Origin of the sequence: Pseudomonas sp. NBRC 100443, from assembly GCF_030268185.1 — a bacterium.
Lineage (GTDB): Bacteria > Pseudomonadota > Gammaproteobacteria > Pseudomonadales > Pseudomonadaceae > Pseudomonas > Pseudomonas citronellolis.
Genome location: NZ_BSQE01000007.1, coordinates 212,760 through 230,434 on the forward strand (window position 1 = coordinate 212,760; position 17,675 = coordinate 230,434).

The 17,675-nt window shown below is 67.9% G+C and carries 12 protein-coding genes; 4 read left to right on the forward strand and 8 right to left on the reverse strand.

Translation table 11 applies throughout. The annotated features are described in order from the left end of the window. Nucleotides 1-332: 332 nt before the first annotated feature. The 4 genes from hrpA to fadD2 form a co-directional block, all read right to left on the reverse strand. Nucleotides 333-4,385, reverse strand: coding sequence for an ATP-dependent RNA helicase HrpA (hrpA, locus tag QSJ95_RS11820; protein ID WP_285642536.1), 4,053 nt, complete (start codon nt 4,383-4,385; stop codon nt 333-335). A gap of 140 nt (nt 4,386-4,525) precedes the next feature. Continuing rightward, nucleotides 4,526-6,211, reverse strand: coding sequence for a methyl-accepting chemotaxis protein CtpM (gene ctpM, locus QSJ95_RS11825; protein ID WP_285642538.1), 1,686 nt, complete (start codon nt 6,209-6,211; stop codon nt 4,526-4,528). 71 nt (nt 6,212-6,282) lie between these two features. Continuing rightward, nucleotides 6,283-7,968 (reverse strand): long-chain-fatty-acid--CoA ligase FadD1, encoded by a 1,686-nt coding sequence (gene fadD1 / locus QSJ95_RS11830; protein ID WP_285642540.1) that lies wholly within the window; start codon nt 7,966-7,968, stop codon nt 6,283-6,285. Between the two features lie 337 nt (nt 7,969-8,305). Continuing rightward, complete coding sequence (gene fadD2, locus QSJ95_RS11835) at nt 8,306-9,994, reverse strand: long-chain-fatty-acid--CoA ligase FadD2 (protein ID WP_043267841.1); 1,689 nt, start codon at nt 9,992-9,994, stop codon at nt 8,306-8,308. Between the two features lie 221 nt (nt 9,995-10,215). On the opposite strand from fadD2, the gene QSJ95_RS11840 reads away from it, so the two are divergent. Together QSJ95_RS11840 and QSJ95_RS11845 are read left to right on the forward strand one after the other, a co-directional pair. Continuing rightward, on the forward strand, nt 10,216-11,166 hold the full coding sequence (locus QSJ95_RS11840) for an alpha/beta hydrolase (RefSeq protein WP_043267843.1): 951 nt from the start codon (nt 10,216-10,218) through the stop codon (nt 11,164-11,166). After that, nucleotides 11,163-11,633: a MaoC family dehydratase gene (locus QSJ95_RS11845; RefSeq protein WP_009618521.1), complete on the forward strand. Its 471-nt coding sequence runs from the start codon at nt 11,163-11,165 to the stop codon at nt 11,631-11,633. Before QSJ95_RS11840 ends, QSJ95_RS11845 begins: the two co-directional genes overlap by 4 nt. A gap of 349 nt (nt 11,634-11,982) precedes the next feature. Here the strand turns inward: QSJ95_RS11845 and ccoM are convergent, their stop codons facing one another. The 4 genes from ccoM to QSJ95_RS11865 all read right to left on the reverse strand — a co-directional run bounded on the left by ccoM (nt 11,983) and on the right by QSJ95_RS11865 (nt 13,406). After that, on the reverse strand, nt 11,983-12,093 hold the full coding sequence (gene ccoM / locus QSJ95_RS11850; protein ID WP_009618523.1) for a cytochrome c oxidase subunit CcoM: 111 nt from the start codon (nt 12,091-12,093) through the stop codon (nt 11,983-11,985). Nucleotides 12,094-12,305: 212 nt separating this feature from the next. Next, nucleotides 12,306-12,467 (reverse strand): hypothetical protein, encoded by a 162-nt coding sequence (locus QSJ95_RS11855; RefSeq protein WP_009618525.1) that lies wholly within the window; start codon nt 12,465-12,467, stop codon nt 12,306-12,308. Nucleotides 12,468-12,469: 2 nt separating this feature from the next. Beyond that, on the reverse strand, nt 12,470-13,063 hold the full coding sequence (locus tag QSJ95_RS11860) for an alpha-ketoglutarate-dependent dioxygenase AlkB family protein (RefSeq protein ID WP_285642548.1): 594 nt from the start codon (nt 13,061-13,063) through the stop codon (nt 12,470-12,472). 49 nt (nt 13,064-13,112) lie between these two features. After that, a complete protein-coding gene (locus QSJ95_RS11865) occupies nt 13,113-13,406 on the reverse strand; it encodes a hypothetical protein (protein ID WP_043314185.1) in 294 nt (97 codons plus the stop codon). 230 nt (nt 13,407-13,636) lie between these two features. Here QSJ95_RS11865 and rapA point away from each other — a divergent pair, with 230 nt between their 5' ends. Both rapA and uspN read left to right on the forward strand, forming a co-directional pair. Continuing rightward, a complete protein-coding gene (gene rapA / locus QSJ95_RS11870) occupies nt 13,637-16,492 on the forward strand; it encodes an RNA polymerase-associated protein RapA (RefSeq protein WP_285642551.1) in 2,856 nt (951 codons plus the stop codon). A 712-nt stretch (nt 16,493-17,204) separates the two neighbouring features. Beyond that, the gene (gene uspN / locus QSJ95_RS11875) at nt 17,205-17,654 is read left to right on the forward strand and encodes a universal stress protein UspN (RefSeq protein WP_009620619.1); all 450 of its coding nucleotides are present in this window, start codon (nt 17,205-17,207) and stop codon (nt 17,652-17,654) included. The last annotated feature ends 21 nt before the right edge of the window (nt 17,655-17,675 follow it).

Here is a 17,675-nt window from a genome sequence, read left to right on the forward strand (position 1 = left end):
TGTCCAGCTTGGCTACGGAGCGGCGTCGAAGTCCGCAGCCCTCTCCCCCCGCCCTCTCCCTGAAGGGAGAGGGGGCTTGTCCGTGCCGAGAGAGGGAATGGTTTCAGCCGGAAACCTTCGGTGCTGCCGGCTAACTCCAAAACATCCCGTTCGGCCCAACGCCCCCTCTTCCGGCTAACGCCGAAACACCCGAGCACGCCGAACGGTCCCCTCTCCCTTCAGGGAGAGGGTTAGGGAGAGGGAGCGGAGTCCCTCTCGAACACCGGAGCAGCCGGGAAACACTGTTCGCGAGCAAGAACTAGGCGTCCCCCTCGCTCCTACGAAAGACCTCGTCAGGCCTCCACCTGGCTCCACTGCTTGCTCAGCCGCTTGTCCGACACCGGCACCTTGGTCCCCAGTTGCTGGGCGAACAGCGATACGCGGTATTCCTCCAGCATCCAGCGGTACAGCACCAGTTCCGGATCGCGCTTGCCTTCCTGGGCGTGCTTGGCCTGGCGGGCCTTGTACTGGTCCCAGTAGCCGGCCATCTCGCCGCTCCACACGCGGTCGCGCTGGACCTGGCCGGCGACCTTGTCCAGGCGCTGTTCCACGGCCTTGAGGTAGCGCGGGTATTCCTTCAGCCATTCCAGCGGGGTGTCGCGGACGAAGCCGGGGTAGACCAGGTTGGCCAGTTGCCCCTTCACGTCGTTGAGCGGCACCGTCATGGCCAGGTCGACCTTGCCCTTGAAGCGCTTCTGCAGGCCGTGCCAGAGCTTGAGGATGTCCAGCACCAGGCGGGCGATGCGTTCGGCGTGTTCGGTCCAGGCGCCGCGTTTTTTCTCCGCCAGCGAAGCCAGGGCCGCGCCGTCGCGGGGCAGGCTGGCCTCGCCTTCGAGGATGCAGGCGTCCAGGCTGGCCAGGAGGATGTCTTCCACCAGCGCCTCGACGCGGCCCAGCTCGCGGTACAGCAGGCCCATCTCGGTCTGCCCCGGCAGCTTGCCGCGAAGGAACTTCGCCGGCTCGGCCAGTTGCTGCAGCAGCAGGCGCTGCAGGGCGCGGCGGTGCTGGTACTCGGCTTCGGCCTGGGTCGGGAAGCGGTTTTCCTTCACCACCCCACCCTCTTCCACCAGCGCCGGGTAGACCGTCATCGACAGCCCGGCGATCTTCTGCTGGGCCTTTTCCGCCACTTCGGCGAAGCCCTTGGCTTCCACCGACTTCTGCGGCTTGTCGGCCTGGGGGATGGCCAGGGCGGCCTGGCTGGCTTCGGCGAAGCGCGCGGTGAGTTCGGCGAGGTCGCGGCCTTCGCCGAGGAACTTGCCGCGGGCGTCCACCACCTCGATGTTCATGCGCAGGTGGCTTTCCACCTGGGTTTCGGCCTCGGCCCAGGCTTCCTCGGGCACGCGGCTGCCGGTCATGCGTTGCAGTTCGCGGCCCAGGGCCTCGGGCAGCGCGCCTTCGGCGAAGGTCATCTTGCCCAGCGCGGCGCGGACGAAGTCCGGCACCGGCACGAAGTTCTTGCGGATGGCCTTGGGCAGGTTGCGTACCAGGGCCACGCACTTGGCTTCCAGCAGGCCCGGCACCAGCCATTCCAGGCGCTCGGCGGGCAGTTGCGGCAGCAGCGGCGCCGGTACCCGCAGGGTCACGCCGTCGCGCGGGTGGCCCGGCTCGAAGTGGTAGCTCAGCGGCAGCTGCAGCTCGCCCAGGCGCAGGCGGTCCGGGTAGAGGCCGGCGGTGACTTCGCTGGCGTCGCGGGCCAGCACGTCTTCCTCGCGCATGATCAGCAGGTCGGGCTGCTGCTTGTGCTCGCGCTCGTACCACTTCTCGAAGCTGGCGGTCTGGTAGATGTCCGCCGGCAGGCGCACGTCGTAGTAGGCGAACAGGGTTTCCTCGTCGGCAAGGATGTCGCGGCGGCGCGCCTTGGCTTCCAGTTCGTCGAGCTTCTCCAGCAACTGGCGGTTGGCGGCAAGGCACCTGGCGCGGCTGTTGATCTCGCCGCGCACCAGGGCCTCGCGGATGAACAGCTCGCGGGCCACCGGCGGGTCGATGGGGCCGTAGTGCACGGCGCGGCGGCCGACGACGATCAGCCCGTAGAGGGTCACCTGCTCGTAGGCCACCACCTGGCCGCGCTTCTTCTCCCAGTGCGGTTCCAGGTGGTTCTTCTTCACCAGATGGCCGGCCAGGGGTTCCAGCCAATCCGGCTCGATCCTGGCGACCATGCGGGCGAACAGCTTGGTGGTCTCCACCAGTTCGGCGGCCATGATCCACTGCGGCTTCTTGCGCCCGATGACGCTGGAGGGGTGGACCCAGAAGCGCCTCTGGCGCGCGCCCAGGTAGTCGCCGTCCTCGGACTTCTGGCCGATCTGGCTGAGCAGGCCGGAGAGGATGGCCTTGTGCACGGCGGCGTAGTCGATGTCGCGCTTGGGCGGTTCAACTTCCTTGTAGGAGCGAGCTTGCTCGCGAACGCTCTTCGCGTCTTTGGTCGCCTGGGGTTTCGCAGCGTTGGGTTGTTCGCGAGCAATGGCTGAGGCGCCCCCCTCGCTCCTACGAGAGCCTTCCGGCTTGCCGAAGGGGAGTTTGAGTTCGCGGCAGATCAGGGTGAGCTGGCGGTGCGCGTCGCGCCATTCGCGCAGGCGCAGGTAATTCAGGAAGTTCTTCCGGCACCAGGCGCGCAGGGCGTTGGAGCCCAGGGCCTGGCGCTGTTCCTCGAAGCCGCGCCAGAGGTTGATCAGCGCGGCGAAGTCCGAATCCGGATCCTTCCATTGGGCATGGGCCTGGTCGGCGGCCTGCTGGCGTTCGATCGGGCGTTCGCGCGGGTCCTGCACGGAGAGCGCGCTGGCCACCGTCAGCACTTCGTTCAGGCTGCCCTGGTGGGCCGCTTCCAGCAGCATGCGGCCCAGCCGCGGGTCCACCGGCAGGCGCGCCAGCTGGCGGCCCAGCGGGGTCAGCTGGCCCTCGCGGTTCACCGCCGAGAGTTCCTGCAGCAGGGTGAAGCCGTCCTTGATCGCCTTGCCGTCCGGCGGCTCGATGAAGGGGAAGGCCTCGATGTCGCCCAGGCGCAGGTGGAGCATCTGCAGGATCACCGCCGCCAGGTTGGTACGCAGGATTTCCGGGTCGGTGAAGGCCGGCCGGCCGTTGAAATCCTCCTCGCTGTACAGGCGCACGCAGATGCCCGGTTCGACCCGCCCGCAGCGGCCCTTGCGCTGGTTGGCGCTGGCCTGGGACACGGCCTCGATGGGCAGCCGCTGGACCTTGGCGCGGTAGCTGTAGCGGCTGATGCGCGCGGTGCCGCTGTCGATCACGTAGCGGATGCCCGGCACCGTCAGCGAGGTCTCGGCGACGTTGGTGGCCAGCACTATCTTGCGCCCCGGCATGGGCGCGAAGATCTTCTGCTGCTCCGCCGGGGTCAGCCGCGCGTACAGCGGCAGCACTTCGGTGTGGCGCAGGTTGGCCTTGCGCAGCATGTCCGCGGCATCGCGGATTTCCCGTTCACCGGGGAGGAACACCAGCACGTCGCCGGGGCGCTTGCCGACTTCGCGCTCGTGGGCGGCGATTTCGTCCAGGGCACGGAGGATACCTTCGTCCACCGAAAGGTCGTCGAACAGCGCCTCGCCGTCCTCGTCCACTTCGGCGGCCAGCGGGCGGTACCAGGTTTCCACCGGGTAGGTGCGCCCGGAAACCTCGACGATAGGCGCGTCCCCGAAGTGCTTGGAGAAGCGCTCCAGGTCGATGGTCGCCGAGGTGATGATCAGCTTCAGGTCCGGCCGGCGCGGCAGCAGGGTCTTGAGGAAGCCGAGCAGGAAGTCGATGTTCAGGCTGCGCTCGTGGGCCTCGTCGACGATGATGGTGTCGTAGCGCTCCAGGTAGCGGTCGTGCTGGGTCTCGGCCAGCAGGATGCCGTCGGTCATCAGCTTGACCAGGGTGCTGTCGTCGCTCTGGTCCTCGAAGCGCACCTGGTAGCCCACCAGCGAACCCAGCGGCGTGCCGATCTCCTCGGCCACCCGCGTGGCGACGCTGCGCGCGGCCAGGCGGCGCGGCTGGGTGTGGCCGATCAGGCCGTGGCTGCCGCGGCCCAGTTCCAGGCAGATCTTCGGCAGCTGGGTGGTCTTGCCCGAGCCGGTCTCGCCGGCGATCACCACCACCTGGCTCTTCAGCAGCGCGGCCTTGATCTCGTCGCGCTTGGCGGCGATCGGCAGGCTGTCGTCGTAGCGGATCGCCGGGACGCTGGCGCGGCGCGCCTCGACCTTGGCGCAGGAGGCCTGGAAGCGCTCGACCCACTGCGCCAGCTTGCCGTCGTCGGGGTGCTTGCGCAGTTCGTGGAACTGCCGGCGCAGGCGGTGGCGGTCGCGGATCAACGCGTGGTCGAGGCGTTGCAGGAGCTGTTCGGGGCTGGGCGTTACGTCGGTCATCGGCTGCGCTGGCGTCTGTGCGAAAGGCGGCCACGCGCCTGGCGGCGGCCGCTTCCGGAAAGGGGCAAAGCCGCGATTGTCGCAGAGTAACGCCCCGCGTCGCCACGCCCAGTGCGTGGCGGCGGGGTTTCAGGCGCGAATCAGATGCGGAACTGGCCGACCAGCTGGCGCAGGCGCTCGCCCAGGCCGCTCAGCTCGCTGGCGGTGCGCGCGCCCTGCACGGCGTCCTCGGCCACCCGGTCCACGCCGTCGGCGATCTGGTGCACGCTGCGGTTGATCTCCTCGGCCACCGCGGTCTGTTCCTCGGCGGCGCTGGCGATCTGCGCGTTCATCGAGTTGATGGTGCCGATCAGGTTGGCCATGGCGTCCAGCGACTGCCCGGCCTGGTCGGCCTGGCTGCGGGTGCGCCCGGCCATCTCGCTGGCGCGCTGCATGGCCTGCACGGAACCGGCGGTGGTGGCCTGCAGGCGGTCGATCATCTGCTGGATCTCGCCGGTGCTCTGCTGGGTGCGGCTGGCCAGCGCGCGCACTTCGTCGGCGACCACCGCGAAGCCGCGCCCGGCCTCGCCGGCCCGCGCCGCCTCGATGGCGGCGTTGAGCGCCAGCAGGTTGGTCTGCTCGGCGATGGAGCGGATTACTTCCAGCACGCCGACGATGCCGCGCACGTCCTGGCTGAGGGTGTCCAGGGCCTCGCTGCTGCTGCTCACCTCGCCGGCCAGGTCGTTGATCTGCGCCACGCACAGGTCCACCTCGCGCTTGGCCGCCTGGCCCTCGCGGTCGGTGTCGCGGGCGGCGTCGGCGGCGCGCTGGGCGCTGCGCGCCACTTCCTGGGCGGCGGCGGTCATCTCGTTGATCGCCGTGGCCACCTGGTCGGTCTCGCTGCGCTGGCCGGCCATCGCCTGCTCCGAGCGCTGCGCCTGCTGGGCGACGTTGCCGACCAGCCCGGACAGTTGCCCGGTGGTGCCGGCCACCTGCTGTACCAGGGTGTGGATCTTCTCGACGAAGCGGTTGAACGACTGCGCCAGCTCGCCCAGTTCGTCGCGGCTTTCCACCGGCAGGCGGTGGGTCAGGTTGCCGTCGCCGGCGGCCATGTCGTCGAGGTTGGCCTTGACGCGCAGCAACGGGCGGACGATGGCGTTGCCGGTGGGCACCGCCACCAGGGCGATGATCACCAGCAGCGCCAGAGCCGAGCCAATCATCAGCGTCAGCAGGCTGTTGATCTGCCCGTGCAGTTGTTCGCGGGCCTTGGCCACGTCTTCCTCGATGTCGTCCAGGTTCAGCGAGGTGCCGAACACCAGGTTCCACTTCGGCAGGTACTGGGCGTAGCCGATCTTCGGCACGACGGCGCTGTTGCCCGGGCGGGTGAAGCTGTAGTGCACGTAGTGGCTGTCGTCCTGGCCGGCGCGCACCAGCTCGCGGATGGCGTAGACGCCGTTGGGGTCGCGGAAGCTGCTGAAGTCTTCGCCGATGCGCTCTTCGCTGGTGCCCTGGAAGACGCGCACCGAGCGGGTGTCGTAGCCCCAGAAGTAGCCGCCGTTGCCGTAGGCCAGGCGCTTGAGCAGCGCCACCCCGGCCTCGCGCGCCGCCGCATCGCCTTCGGCCGCGGCCTGGTACTGCGGGCCGACCGCCGCCAGGGCGACGTCGACGAACTGCTTGAGCTGGACCTGGCGGTCTTCGATCAGGCTCTGGCGGATCTGCTCTTCCTGTTGCGTGGACAGCCGCTGCAGCGCCACTAGGGTCACGGCGCAAAGCACCAGGGTAAGGAGCAGAATGGGAATCAGCGCCAGGCTCAGGACCTTGGCGCGCAGGCGCAGGGAGGGAATCACGGTGGCAGCCTCCAGAGGCAGGGGCGACGGCATCAAAAAACCCGCCGTGGGGCGGGTTTCTTGTTATCGGCTCAGGACTGGGCCTTCTTTAGCTCCTGGTCGCGCAATTCGCGACGGAGGATCTTGCCGACGTTGGTGGTCGGCAGGCTCTCGCGGAACTCCACGTACTTCGGACGCTTGTAGCCGGTCAGGTTGTCGTGCATGTGCTTGACCACCTGCTCCTTGGTCAGGGTCACGCCCGGGCGCGGCACCACGAACACCTTGATCACCTCGCCGGAGCGCTCGTCCGGCACGCCGATGGCGGCGCACTGCAGCACGCCCGGCAGGGTGGCGAGGACGTCTTCCAGCTCGTTGGGGTACACGTTGAAGCCGCTGACCAGGATCATGTCCTTCTTGCGGTCGACGATGCGCATGTAGCCGTCTTCCTGGATGATCGCCACGTCGCCGGTGCGCAGCCAGCCGTCCTTGTCGAGGATCTCGTCGGTGGCCTCCTGGCGCTGCCAGTAGCCCTTCATCACCTGCGGGCCCTTGACGCACAGCTCGCCGCGCTCGCCCAGGGGCAGCTCGTTGCCGGCGTCGTCGACGACCTTGCACACGGTCGACGGAACCGGAATGCCGATGGTGCCGATCTGGATGTTCTGGAACGGGTTCACCGACACCACCGGGCTGGTCTCGGTCATGCCGTAGCCTTCGCAGATGGAGCAGCCGGTGACTTCCTTCCAGCGCTCGGCCGCGGCCTGTTGCAGGGCCATGCCGCCGGAGAGCGTCAGCTTCAGGCTGGAGAAGTCCAGCTTGCGGAACGCCTCGTTGTTGCACAGGCCGACGAACAGGGTGTTCAGGCCGACGAAGCCGGTGAACTTCCACTGCGCCAGTTCCTTGGAGAAGGCGTTCAGGTCGCGCGGGTTGGTCACCAGGATGTTGTGGTTGCCGGTGAGCATCATCGCCATGCAATGGAAGGTGAAGGCGTAGATGTGGTACAGCGGCAGCGGCGCGATGAGGATCTCGCAGCCTTCGTTGAGGTTGGCGCCCATCAGTGCCTTGCACTGCAGCATGTTGGCCACCAGGTTGCGGTGCGTCAGCATGGCGCCCTTGGCCACACCGGTGGTGCCGCCGGTGTACTGCAGCACGGCGACGTCGTCGGCCTTCGGCGAGGACTCGCGCACGCTCTTGCCGCGGCCCTTGGCCAGGGCGTCGTTGAGCTTGACGGCGTTGCCGATGTGGTAGGCCGGGACCATCTTCTTGACGTACTTGACCACCGCGTTGATCAGCAGGCGCTTGAGCGGCGGCAGCAGGTCGGCTACCTCGGTGATGAGCACGTGGCGGATGCCGGTGCGCGGCAGCACTTCCTCGGCCAGGTGGGCCATGTTGGCCAGGCACACCAGCGCCTTGGCGCCGGAGTCGTTGAACTGATGCTCCATCTCCCGCGCGGTGTACAGCGGGTTGGTGTTGACCACGATAAGGCCGGCGCGCATGGCGCCGAACACCACGATGGGGTATTGCAGGACGTTGGGCAGCTGCACCGCGATGCGGTCGCCCGGCTGCAGGTCGGTGTCGTTCTGCAGGTAGGCGGCGAAATCACCGGAGAGGCGGTACAGCTCGCCGTAGGTCAGGGTCTTGCCAAGGTTGCTGAAGGCAGGCTTGTTGGCAAAGCGTTGGCAGGACTCCTTGAGCACCGCGAGGATGTTCGGGTACTGGTCGGCATTGATCTCGGCAGCGATACCTGCTGGGTATTTGTCCTTCCAGAAATTGTCGATCATGGAAGCCCACTCCTAAGCAACAGCTTATCTTTACCGCGTACGCGGTTCTTTGTTGTGTTTGTGCCGCTTTCCCCGGGTCGGGGAGCGAAAAGCGGGCCGAGATTAACAGCTTTGCCAAAACCCGACCAGCACCAAACACAGCCTACCCAGTCATAAAAATGACCAAGAGCAGGTAAATCGGTCACAACCCGCCCATCGGTCGGAAAAGCCCGTGCCAGAAGGGCTGCGGCCTTGTTGGATTGTCTGACAAAGACACTACCGGGGAAAGCGAGACGAAAAAAACGGAGGCGGGTCGGCGGACCAGCCTCCGTTCGGAGGGTTGCGAGGGCTGATGCGGTCAGGCGCTTTCGCGCAGCTCGCGGCGCAGGATCTTGCCCACCGGGGTCATCGGCAGGGCCTCCTTGAGGACGATCTGCTTGGGCACCTTGTAGCCGGTGAAGTTCTCCTTGCAGTAGGCCTTCAGCTCCTCCACCGTCAGACCCGGCTCACGGGCCACGACGAAGAGTTTGACGGCCTCGCCGGAACGTTCGTCCGGCACCCCGACCGCGGCGCAGTTGGCCACCTTCGGGTGGGCCATGACCACGTCCTCGATCTCGTTGGGGTAGACGTTGAAGCCGGAGACGATGATCAGGTCCTTCTTGCGGTCGACGATGCGCACGAAACCATCTTCGTCGATCACCGCGATGTCGCCGGTGCGCAGCCAGCCCTCGGCGTCCAGCACCTCCTCGGTGGCCTCCGGGCGCTGCCAGTAGCCCTTCATCACCTGCGGGCCCTTCACGCACAGCTCGCCGCGTTCGCCCAGGGGCTGCTCGTTGCCCTCGTCGTCGATCACCTTCAGCGCGGTGCCCGGCACCGGGATGCCCACGGTGCCCAGGCGCGCCAGCTCGCCGTAGGGGTTGGTGCTGACCACCGGCGAGGTCTCGGTGAGGCCGTAGCCCTCGACCACGGTGCAGCCGGTGGCGGCCTTCCAGCGCTCGGCGGTGGCCGAGACCAGCGCGGTGCCGCCGGAGTTGGTGACCTTGAGGTTGGAGAAGTCCAGGTCCTTGAACTCCGGGTGCTCCATCAGCGCCACGAACAGGGTGTTCAGCCCCAGCAGCGAGGAGAAGCGCCACTTCTTCAGCTCCTTGATGAAGCCGGGGATGTCCCGCGGGTTGCTGATCAGCACGTTGTGGTTGCCGTTGTGCATCATGCACATGCAATTCGCGGTGAAGGCATAGATGTGGTACAGCGGCAGCGGCGCGATCATCACCTCGCCGCCCTCGTTCATCAGCGGGCGGCCGTCGGGGCCGTGCTGCGACAGGCAGGCGTCCACCTGCAGCATGTTCGCCACCAGGTTGCCGTGGGTGAGCATGGCGCCCTTGGCCACGCCGGTGGTGCCGCCGGTGTACTGCAGCACGGCGAGGTCCTCCAGGCCGACCTTGACCGGCTGCAGCGCATGGCCGCGGCCCTGGCGCAGCACCTCCTTGAAGGGCACCGCCTGGGGCAGCCGGTAGTCCGGGACCATCTTCTTCACGTACTTGACCGCGGCGTTGACCAGCAGGCCCTTGAGCGCCGGCTGCAGGTCGCCCATCTGCGCCTCGATCAGGTATTCGATGCCGGTGTCCGGCAGCACTTCCTGCACCAGCTTGCCGAACAGGTTGACGTAGACCAGCGCCCGCGCGCCCGAGTCCTTGAACTGGTGGCGCATCTCGCGGGCGGTGTACAGCGGGTTGGTGTTGACCACCACCAGGCCGGCGCGCAGGGCGCCGAACACGGCGATGGGGTATTGCAGGATGTTGGGCATCTGCACGGCGATGCGCTCGCCGGGCTTGAGGTCGGTGTTGCGCTGCAGGTAGGCGGCGAAGGCGGCGGACAGGCGGTCCAGCTCGGCGTAGGTGAGGGTCACGCCCATGTTGCTGAACACCGGGCGGTCGGCGAAGCGCTTGCAGGAGCGCTCGAACACTTCCACCACCGATTTGTAGGCGCCCAGGTCGAGCTGGCTGGGCACGCCGGCGGGACGTTTGTCGTTCCAGAATTCCGCTTGCATTGGCTGTTGTCCTCTTTATTACCTGCAAGGCTGTTCCCGGCCGGCTCCCTCGGGCATCCGGCGCAGGGGCATCCGTCGCAAAGTAGCAGTTGCCCGGTGCAGCGCAAATACTTCGGCCGTTCCCATTTACTTCGTGAATCTTGCGCCACCGCCGGCGGGATGCTGCGCGGCGCCAGGCGCTGCTAGAATGCCGCCACCCCGAGCCGGCACAAGGATTGCCCATGCCGTACGCCGCCTACTGGCTGACCGCCAGCGACCAGACCCCGCTGTACACCCACCATTGGACCGCAGACGCAGCCAAGGGAGTGGTGATGCTCTCCCACGGCATGGCCGAGCACGCAGGGCGCTACGCCCGCCTGGGCGAGGCGCTGAACGCCGCCGGCTGGTCGCTGCTGGCCATCGACCAGCGCGGCCACGGCCGCACCGCCGAGCACGGCGACCTGGGCCACTACGCCGACCAGGGCGGCTGGGGCAAGGTGGTGGGCGACCTGCTCAGCCTCAACCGCCACGCGCGCGAACAGCACCCCGGCCTGCCGGTGGTCCTGCTCGGCCACAGCATGGGCAGCTACATCGCCACCGCCTACCTGCTGCAGCACAGCGCCACGCTGCAAGGCGCGGTGCTCTCCGGCTCCAACTACCAGCCGATAGCGCTGTACCGCGCCGCGCGCCTGGTGGCCCGCTTCGAGCGCTGGCGCCAGGGCCCGCTGGGGCGTAGCGCGCTGATCGAGTTCCTCTCCTTCGGCTCGTTCAACAAGGCCTTCAAGCCCAACCGCACCGAGTTCGACTGGCTCAGCCGCGACACCCGCGAGGTGGACAAGTACATCAGCGACCCGCTGTGTGGCTTCCGCTGCAGCAACCAGCTGTGGCTGGACCTGCTCGGCGGCCTGGAGGACATCACCCCGGTGCAGCACCTGGCGCGCATCGACAAGGCCCTGCCGCTGCTGATCATCGGCGGCGAACGCGACCCGGTCAGCCAGGGCAGGCGCCTGCGCGACCTGGCCGGGGCGCTGGGCCGCGCCGGGCTGCGCGACGTGCAGACGCAGATCTACCCCGAGGCCCGCCACGAGTTGTTCAACGAGACCAACCGCGACGAGGTCACCCGCAACCTGATCGCCTGGCTGGACGGAGTCCTTTCCGCAGGCCAAGGCGCGAACCACGAGGAAAAGCCATGACCCAGGTGCAGAACGTTCCCTACGCCGAGCTCGAAGTCGGGCAGAAGGCCAGCTTCCAGCGCCCGGTCGGCGAGCGCGACATCCAGCTCTTCGCCGAAGTCTCCGGCGACCGCAACCCGGTCCACCTGGACGCCGACTACGCCGCCACCACCCTGTTCAAGGAGCGCATCGCCCACGGCATGCTCAGCGGCGCGCTGATCAGCGCCGCGATCGCCACCACCCTGCCCGGCCCGGGCACCATCTACCTGGGCCAGAGCCTGCGCTTCACCCGCCCGGTGAAGATCGGCGACGTGCTCGACGTGGAGCTGGAAGTGCTGGAAAAACTGCCGAAGAACCGCGTGCGCATCGGCACCCGCGTGCTCAACCAGAACGGCGAGGCGGTGGTCGAAGGCGAAGCCGAGGTGCTGGCGCCGAAGCAGAAGCTGGACATCGAACTGCCGGCGCTGCCGCCGATCACCATCGGCTGATCAGCGCCCACAAAAAAACGCCGCTTTCCCCCGGGGAAAGCGGCGTTTTTCATTGGCCAACCGTAGGGCGCATAACGCCTACGGCGTTATCCGCCGCCTGGCCCTGGTCTCCGGCACCTTCGGGGCCAACCTTGGCATCGACCGTGGCCCCGGCGTATCGGCGGATAACCGCGAACGGTTATGCGCCCTACTCTTCAGGGACGCACGGTCGTAGCCGACTGCGCCGAGATGCTTTTCGTAGGATGGCGTTTCTCCTACCCTACCCGGCCCCATGAAAAATCGCAGGCAAAAAAAACGGGCGACCGAAGTCGCCCCAAGTGCCTTGCGTGCTCTGTGATCGGGAAGGAGATCAGCCCTTCTTGTGGCTGTCCTTCCAGATGAAATATCCGACTCCACCGCAGAACAGGACCATCAGACCAACGGTGACAATGCCGGCGAGAACCACTTCGTCGATGAACATGATGCTGGCCTCCTGATTCCCTGTGCGTTTTGAAGATGAGCTCAGGTTAGCGTCGGCCGGGGGCGCGATATTGACCTGGATCAATGGCCGCAAAGCCCCGGTTCACGGGGCTTCGGATAACTGATCCAGATCAAGTTCGGGGCGGGTTGGGATGCGGTGCATGGCCGCGCGGGGCGGCTTCTGGCGGGATGTTCGGAACGGGCGGAGCGGATTCAGCGCTTCTTCGGCTTGCCCTTGCCCTTCTTGCGTGCCTTGCCCAGCGGCAGGGCCTGCTCGAAGGCCTTGCGCACTTCCTGCAGGCGCTTCTCGTGGACGTCGTGGATGCGCTTGTCGCGCTCGGCGTTGAAGTCGATCAGCTTGTCGTCGTTGCTCATGATCAGGCATGCACCAGGCGGAAAGTCAGGTTCAGGCGGGGGGCGACCGGGCGCCGCGTCTTGGCCACCTGATGTTGCCAATAATGCTGCGTTGCGCCGGACATGACCAGCAGGCTGCCGGAATCCAGTTGCAGGGAGTGTTCGATGGCCGCGCGGCCCTTGCGGCGCAGGTCGAAGCGCCGCGTGCCGCCGAGGTTCAGCGAGGCCACCAGCGGGTTGCGGCCCAGCTCCGGCTCGTCGTCGCTGTGCCAGCCCATGGAATCCTGGCCGTCGCGGTAATAGTTGAGCAGCACGCCGTTCAGGCGCTGGCCGGCCTCGGCCTGCACGCGCTCGCGGATTTCCGCCAGCAGCGGCGTCCACGGCAGCGGCCGGTGGACCAGGCCGGAATAGCGGTAGCTGGCCTCGGCGTCGCCGTACCAGGCCAGCAGGCGCGGCACCGGGTAGTCGCGGCCGTGCAGGTGCACGCTGGGCTGTTCCCAGGGAGTGTGCTCGACCAGCTCGGCGAACCAGGCCGTGGCGCAGGCTTCATCGCACCAGTGCGGGATCAGGCGCAGCTCGGCGTGTTCGAGGTGGATGGGCGCGTCGGCGAAGAGCATGGCGGTGACAGGAGGCAGGTCGGAAAGAACAGCTTACTACGCGGCGCGCTCAGACCTCGATGTCGATCCACACGCCCTTGCGCGGCGCCTCGCCCAGGCCGTCGTCGGCGGGCTCCTCCGGTGCCTCGGGCTCAGCCTCCTCGCCCTGCGCCTGCTGCCGGCGCCGCTGGTGCTGCGGGTACTCTTCCTCCGGCGTCATTTCCGCCGGGCGGCGCTCCAGGCCCACGGCGGCATCGCCCGTGGCAGGAACCACCGGCGCCACCGGGGCGACGTCCGGGCGCGAGCGCGCCGGGTCCTGCTGCGCGGTGACCGGCAGTACGTCGCTGGGGATCGGCGGGATCATGGCTGTCGCTGGCTCCTCGCGGGCTTCAGGTTGTCGGCTGGCGGCGGCAGGCGCCGGGGCCGTCGCTACACTTCACGGAACAATCCGCATCCATCCCGGTCCTGGCCGGCGGCGCGGAGCCGGCGCAGGCCCATCGCCCCCCGAGGCGGCGATGCCACCCGGCCGCTGCGTGCGAACGGGCGTCGCTGAAAGCCGCGTGTTCCGTTACCATAGCCGGCTTTTTGCGGGAGGTGTCCATGGCGCAGTATCAACCGGGTCAACGCTGGATCAGCGACAGTGAAGCAGAATTGGGGCTGGGCACCATCCTGGCGCTCGACGGACGGCTGCTCACCGTGCTCTATCCGGCCACCGGGGATACCCGCCAGTACGCCGAACGCAACGCCCCGCTGACCCGCGTGCGCTTCGCCCCGGGCGACGAGGTGACGCATTTCGAAGGCTGGAAGATGACCGTCCGCGAGGTCGAGGAGGTCGACGGCCTGCTGGTCTACCACGGCATCAACTCGCACAACGACGCCAAGATACTCCCGGAAACCCAGCTGTCCAACTTCATCCAGTTCCGCCTGGCCAGCGACCGCCTGTTCGCCGGGCAGATCGACCCCATGCCCTGGTTCGCCCTGCGCTACCACACCCTGGAACACCGCACCCGCCTGCTGCAATCCTCCCTCTGGGGCCTGGGCGGCGCCCGCGCCCAGCCCATCGCGCACCAGCTGCACATCGCCCGCGAGGTCGCCGACCGCATCGCCCCGCGCGTGCTACTGGCCGACGAAGTGGGCCTGGGCAAGACCATCGAGGCGGGCCTGGTGATCCATCGCCAGCTGCTTTCCGGGCGCGCCAGCCGCGTGCTCATCCTGGTGCCGGAGAACCTGCAGCACCAGTGGCTGGTGGAGATGCGCCGGCGCTTCAACCTGGAAGTGGCGCTGTTCGACCGCGAGCGCTTCGCCGAAAGCGACGCCAGCAACCCCTTCGAGGACAGCCAGCTGGCCCTGGTGGCGCTGGAGTGGATCCGCGCCGACGAGCGCGCCCAGGACGCCCTGTGCGCCGCCGGCTGGGACCTGCTGGTGGTCGACGAGGCCCACCACCTGGTCTGGCATCCGGAGCAGGCCAGCCGCGAGTACCAGTTGGTGGAAACCCTGGCGCAGATCATCCCCGGCGTGCTGCTGCTCACCGCCACCCCGGAACAGCTGGGCCTGGACAGCCACTTCGCGCGCCTGCGCCTGCTCGACCCGGACCGCTTCCATGACCTGGAGGCCTTCCGCCGCGAGAGCAGCCAGTACCGCCCGGTCGCCGAGGCGGTGCAGGAACTGATCGACCAGGGCCGCCTGTCCCCCGCCGCGCGCGAGGCCATCCATGGCTTCCTCGGCGCAGCCGGCGACGAGCTGCTGGCTGCCGTCGAGGGCGGCGACGACGATGCCCGCGCGCGCCTGATCCGCGAACTGCTGGACCGCCACGGCACCGGCCGCGTGCTGTTCCGCAATACCCGCGCCGCGGTGCAGGGCTTCCCCGAGCGCCAGCTGCACAGCTACCCGCTGCCCAACCCGGTGGAGTACATGGAGCTGCCGGTCGGCGAGCACCCGGACCTGTACCCGGAAGTGAGCTTCCAGGCGCAAGTCGACGACAACACCGACGAGAACGCCCGCTGGTGGCGCTTCGACCCCCGCGTGGAATGGCTGATCGACACCCTGAAGATGCTCAAGCAGTTCAAGGTGCTGGTGATCTGCGCCCACGCCGAGACCGCCCTGGACCTGGAAGACGCCCTGCGCCTGCGCTCGGGCATCCCGGCCACGGTGTTCCACGAGGGCATGAGCATCCTCGAGCGCGACCGCGCCGCGGCCTACTTCGCCGACGAGGAATTCGGCGCCCAGGTGCTGATCTGCTCGGAAATCGGCAGCGAGGGCCGCAACTTCCAGTTCGCCCACCACCTGGTGCTGTTCGACCTGCCGGCCCACCCGGACCAGTTGGAACAGCGCATCGGCCGCCTGGACCGCATCGGCCAGCGGCACACCATCCAGATCCACGTGCCGCACCTGGAGAACAGCCCGCAGGAACGTCTGTTCCAGTGGTACCACCAGGCGCTCAACGCCTTCCTCGCCACCTGCCCCACCGGCAACGCCCTGCAGCACCGCTACGGCCCGCGTCTGGTGGAACTGCTCGAAGGCGGCGACGACGACGCTTTCGCCGCCCTGCTCGAAGAAGGCCAGGCCGCGCGCCTGGCCCTGGAAGCGGAAATGCACAGCGGCCGCGACCGCCTGCTGGAGCTGAACTCCGGCGGCGCCGGCGAGGGCGAGGCACTGGTGGAAGCGATCGAGGAACAGGACGACCAGTTCGCCCTGCCGATCTACATGGAGAAGCTGTTCGACACCTACGGCATCGACAGCGAGGACCACTCCGAGAACGCTCTGATCCTCAAGCCCAGCGAGAAGATGCTCGACGCCAGCTTCCCCCTGGGCGACGACGAGGGCGTGACCGTCACCTACGACCGCGCCCAGGCCCTGGCCCGCGAGGACATGCAGTTCCTCACCTGGGAGCACCCCATGGTGCAGGGCGGCATGGACCTGGTGCTGTCCGGCTCGCTGGGCAACACCTCGGTGGCGATCATCAAGAACAAGGCGCTCAAGCCCGGCACCGTGCTGCTGGAGATGCTCTTCGTCAGCGAGGCGGTGGCCCCGCGCAAGCTGCAGCTGGGGCGCTTCCTGCCGCCGGTGGCGCTGCGCTGCCTGCTCGACGCCAACGGCAACGACCTGGCCGCCCGGGTGGCCTTCGAGACGCTGCACGAGCAGTTGGAAAGCGTACCGCGCGCCAGCGCCAACAAGTTCGTCCAGGCCCAGCGCGACGTGCTGGCCAAGCAGTTCGCCATCGGCGAGGCCAAGATCGCCCCGCGCCACGCCGAGCGCGTGGAGAAGGCCCGTCAGCAACTGGTGGCGAGCCTGGACGAGGAACTGGCGCGCCTGACCGCGCTCAAGCAGGTCAACCCCAGCGTGCGCGACAGCGAGCTGGAAGCCCTGCGCACCCAGCGCGACGAGAGCGTCGCCCTGCTGGACAAGGCCTCGCTGCGCCTGGAGGCGATCCGCGTGCTGGTCGCCGGCTGATCCGCGCCACGCCAAAGAGGCCGCCCCGGGAAACCGCGGCGGCCTTTTTCATGCCTGCCCAATTGGCGTCACCCCGTAGGAGCAACTGTCTTGCCGGCTGCGCCGAGGTGCGCTTCGTAGGATGGGTTGAGCTTGCGAAACCCATGCTGCCATGGCGATGGGTATCGCTTCGCTCAACCCATCCTACGGGGCTTCCCCACCCCCGCCATTCCCATGTAGGAGCGCGCCCTGCGCGCGAAATCGCGGGCAGGGCCCGCTCCTACAGGTTGCCGGGAAGCACGGCATTCCTCCCGTAGCGGACCTTGTCCGCGATAGCCGGACGAACCGGCGCGATTCGCGGATGAGATCCGCGCTGCCCCACCCACGCCATTCCCAATGTAGGAGCGCGCCCTGCGCGCGATTTCGCGGGCAGGGCCCGCTCCTACAGGTCGCCGGGAAGCATGGCATGCCTCCCCGTAGGAGCGGACCTTGTCCGCGATAGCCGGAGCCACCAGCGCGATTCGCGGATGAGATCCGCTCCTACGCTGCCCCACCCTCGCCATTCCCATGTAGGAGCGCGCCCTGCGCGCGAAATCGCGGACGAAGTCCGCTCGCGCGGAGCCCCTTCCGCCGGCACATCAGCCCTCACGGTCTACTATTGACGCTGCGCAAGGGAATCCACCCCGGGGAGAGCTAGAGTTTTCCCACCAAGCCACTCATTGAGGGATACATCATGTACGAGCGCATTCTGGTAGCAGTGGACGGCAGCCCGGTTTCCGACCGCGCGCTGGGCGAGGCGGTCAAGCTGGCGCAACTAACTGGCGGCGAGCTGCGCGTCATCACCATCGTCGACAGCCCGCTGCGCCACCTGCCCGACTATGCCGTCTACTACAACCCCGAGCCGCTGCGCGAAGCCGCGCTGAAGGCCGCCGACGACGTGCTGGCCAAGGCCCGCGAGCAGGTCGGCGACAAGGTCAAGGCGAAGTTCGACCGTGTGTGCCAGGAGCGTGCCAGCGAGGAAGTCGCCGAGCGTATCGAGCTGGAGGCCGAGGACGCCAAGGCCGACGTGATCGTCATGGGCACCCATGGCCGCCGCGGCGTGCGCCGGCTGATGCTGGGCAGCGTGGCCGAGGGCCTGCTGCGCGTCAGCAACCGCCCGGTGCTGCTGGTCCGCGACAAGTAAGTCCAACCCCTATGAAAAAGG

Bases quoted from the DNA above. Each gene is read 5' to 3' on its own strand.
- QSJ95_RS11845 (WP_009618521.1), top strand. From the start codon at position 11,163: ATGACCCAGGTGCAGAACGTTCCCTACGCCGAGCTCGAAGTCGGGCAG.
- QSJ95_RS11860 (WP_285642548.1), bottom strand. From the start codon at position 13,063: ATGCTCTTCGCCGACGCGCCCATCCACCTCGAACACGCCGAGCTGCGC.
- QSJ95_RS11840 (WP_043267843.1), top strand. From the start codon at position 10,216: ATGCCGTACGCCGCCTACTGGCTGACCGCCAGCGACCAGACCCCGCTG.
- QSJ95_RS11865 (WP_043314185.1), bottom strand. From the start codon at position 13,406: ATGATCCCGCCGATCCCCAGCGACGTACTGCCGGTCACCGCGCAGCAG.
- ccoM (WP_009618523.1), bottom strand. From the start codon at position 12,093: ATGTTCATCGACGAAGTGGTTCTCGCCGGCATTGTCACCGTTGGTCTG.
- QSJ95_RS11855 (WP_009618525.1), bottom strand. From the start codon at position 12,467: ATGAGCAACGACGACAAGCTGATCGACTTCAACGCCGAGCGCGACAAG.
- fadD2 (WP_043267841.1), bottom strand. From the start codon at position 9,994: ATGCAAGCGGAATTCTGGAACGACAAACGTCCCGCCGGCGTGCCCAGC.
- hrpA (WP_285642536.1), bottom strand. From the start codon at position 4,385: ATGACCGACGTAACGCCCAGCCCCGAACAGCTCCTGCAACGCCTCGAC.
- uspN (WP_009620619.1), top strand. From the start codon at position 17,205: ATGTACGAGCGCATTCTGGTAGCAGTGGACGGCAGCCCGGTTTCCGAC.
- fadD1 (WP_285642540.1), bottom strand. From the start codon at position 7,968: ATGATCGACAATTTCTGGAAGGACAAATACCCAGCAGGTATCGCTGCC.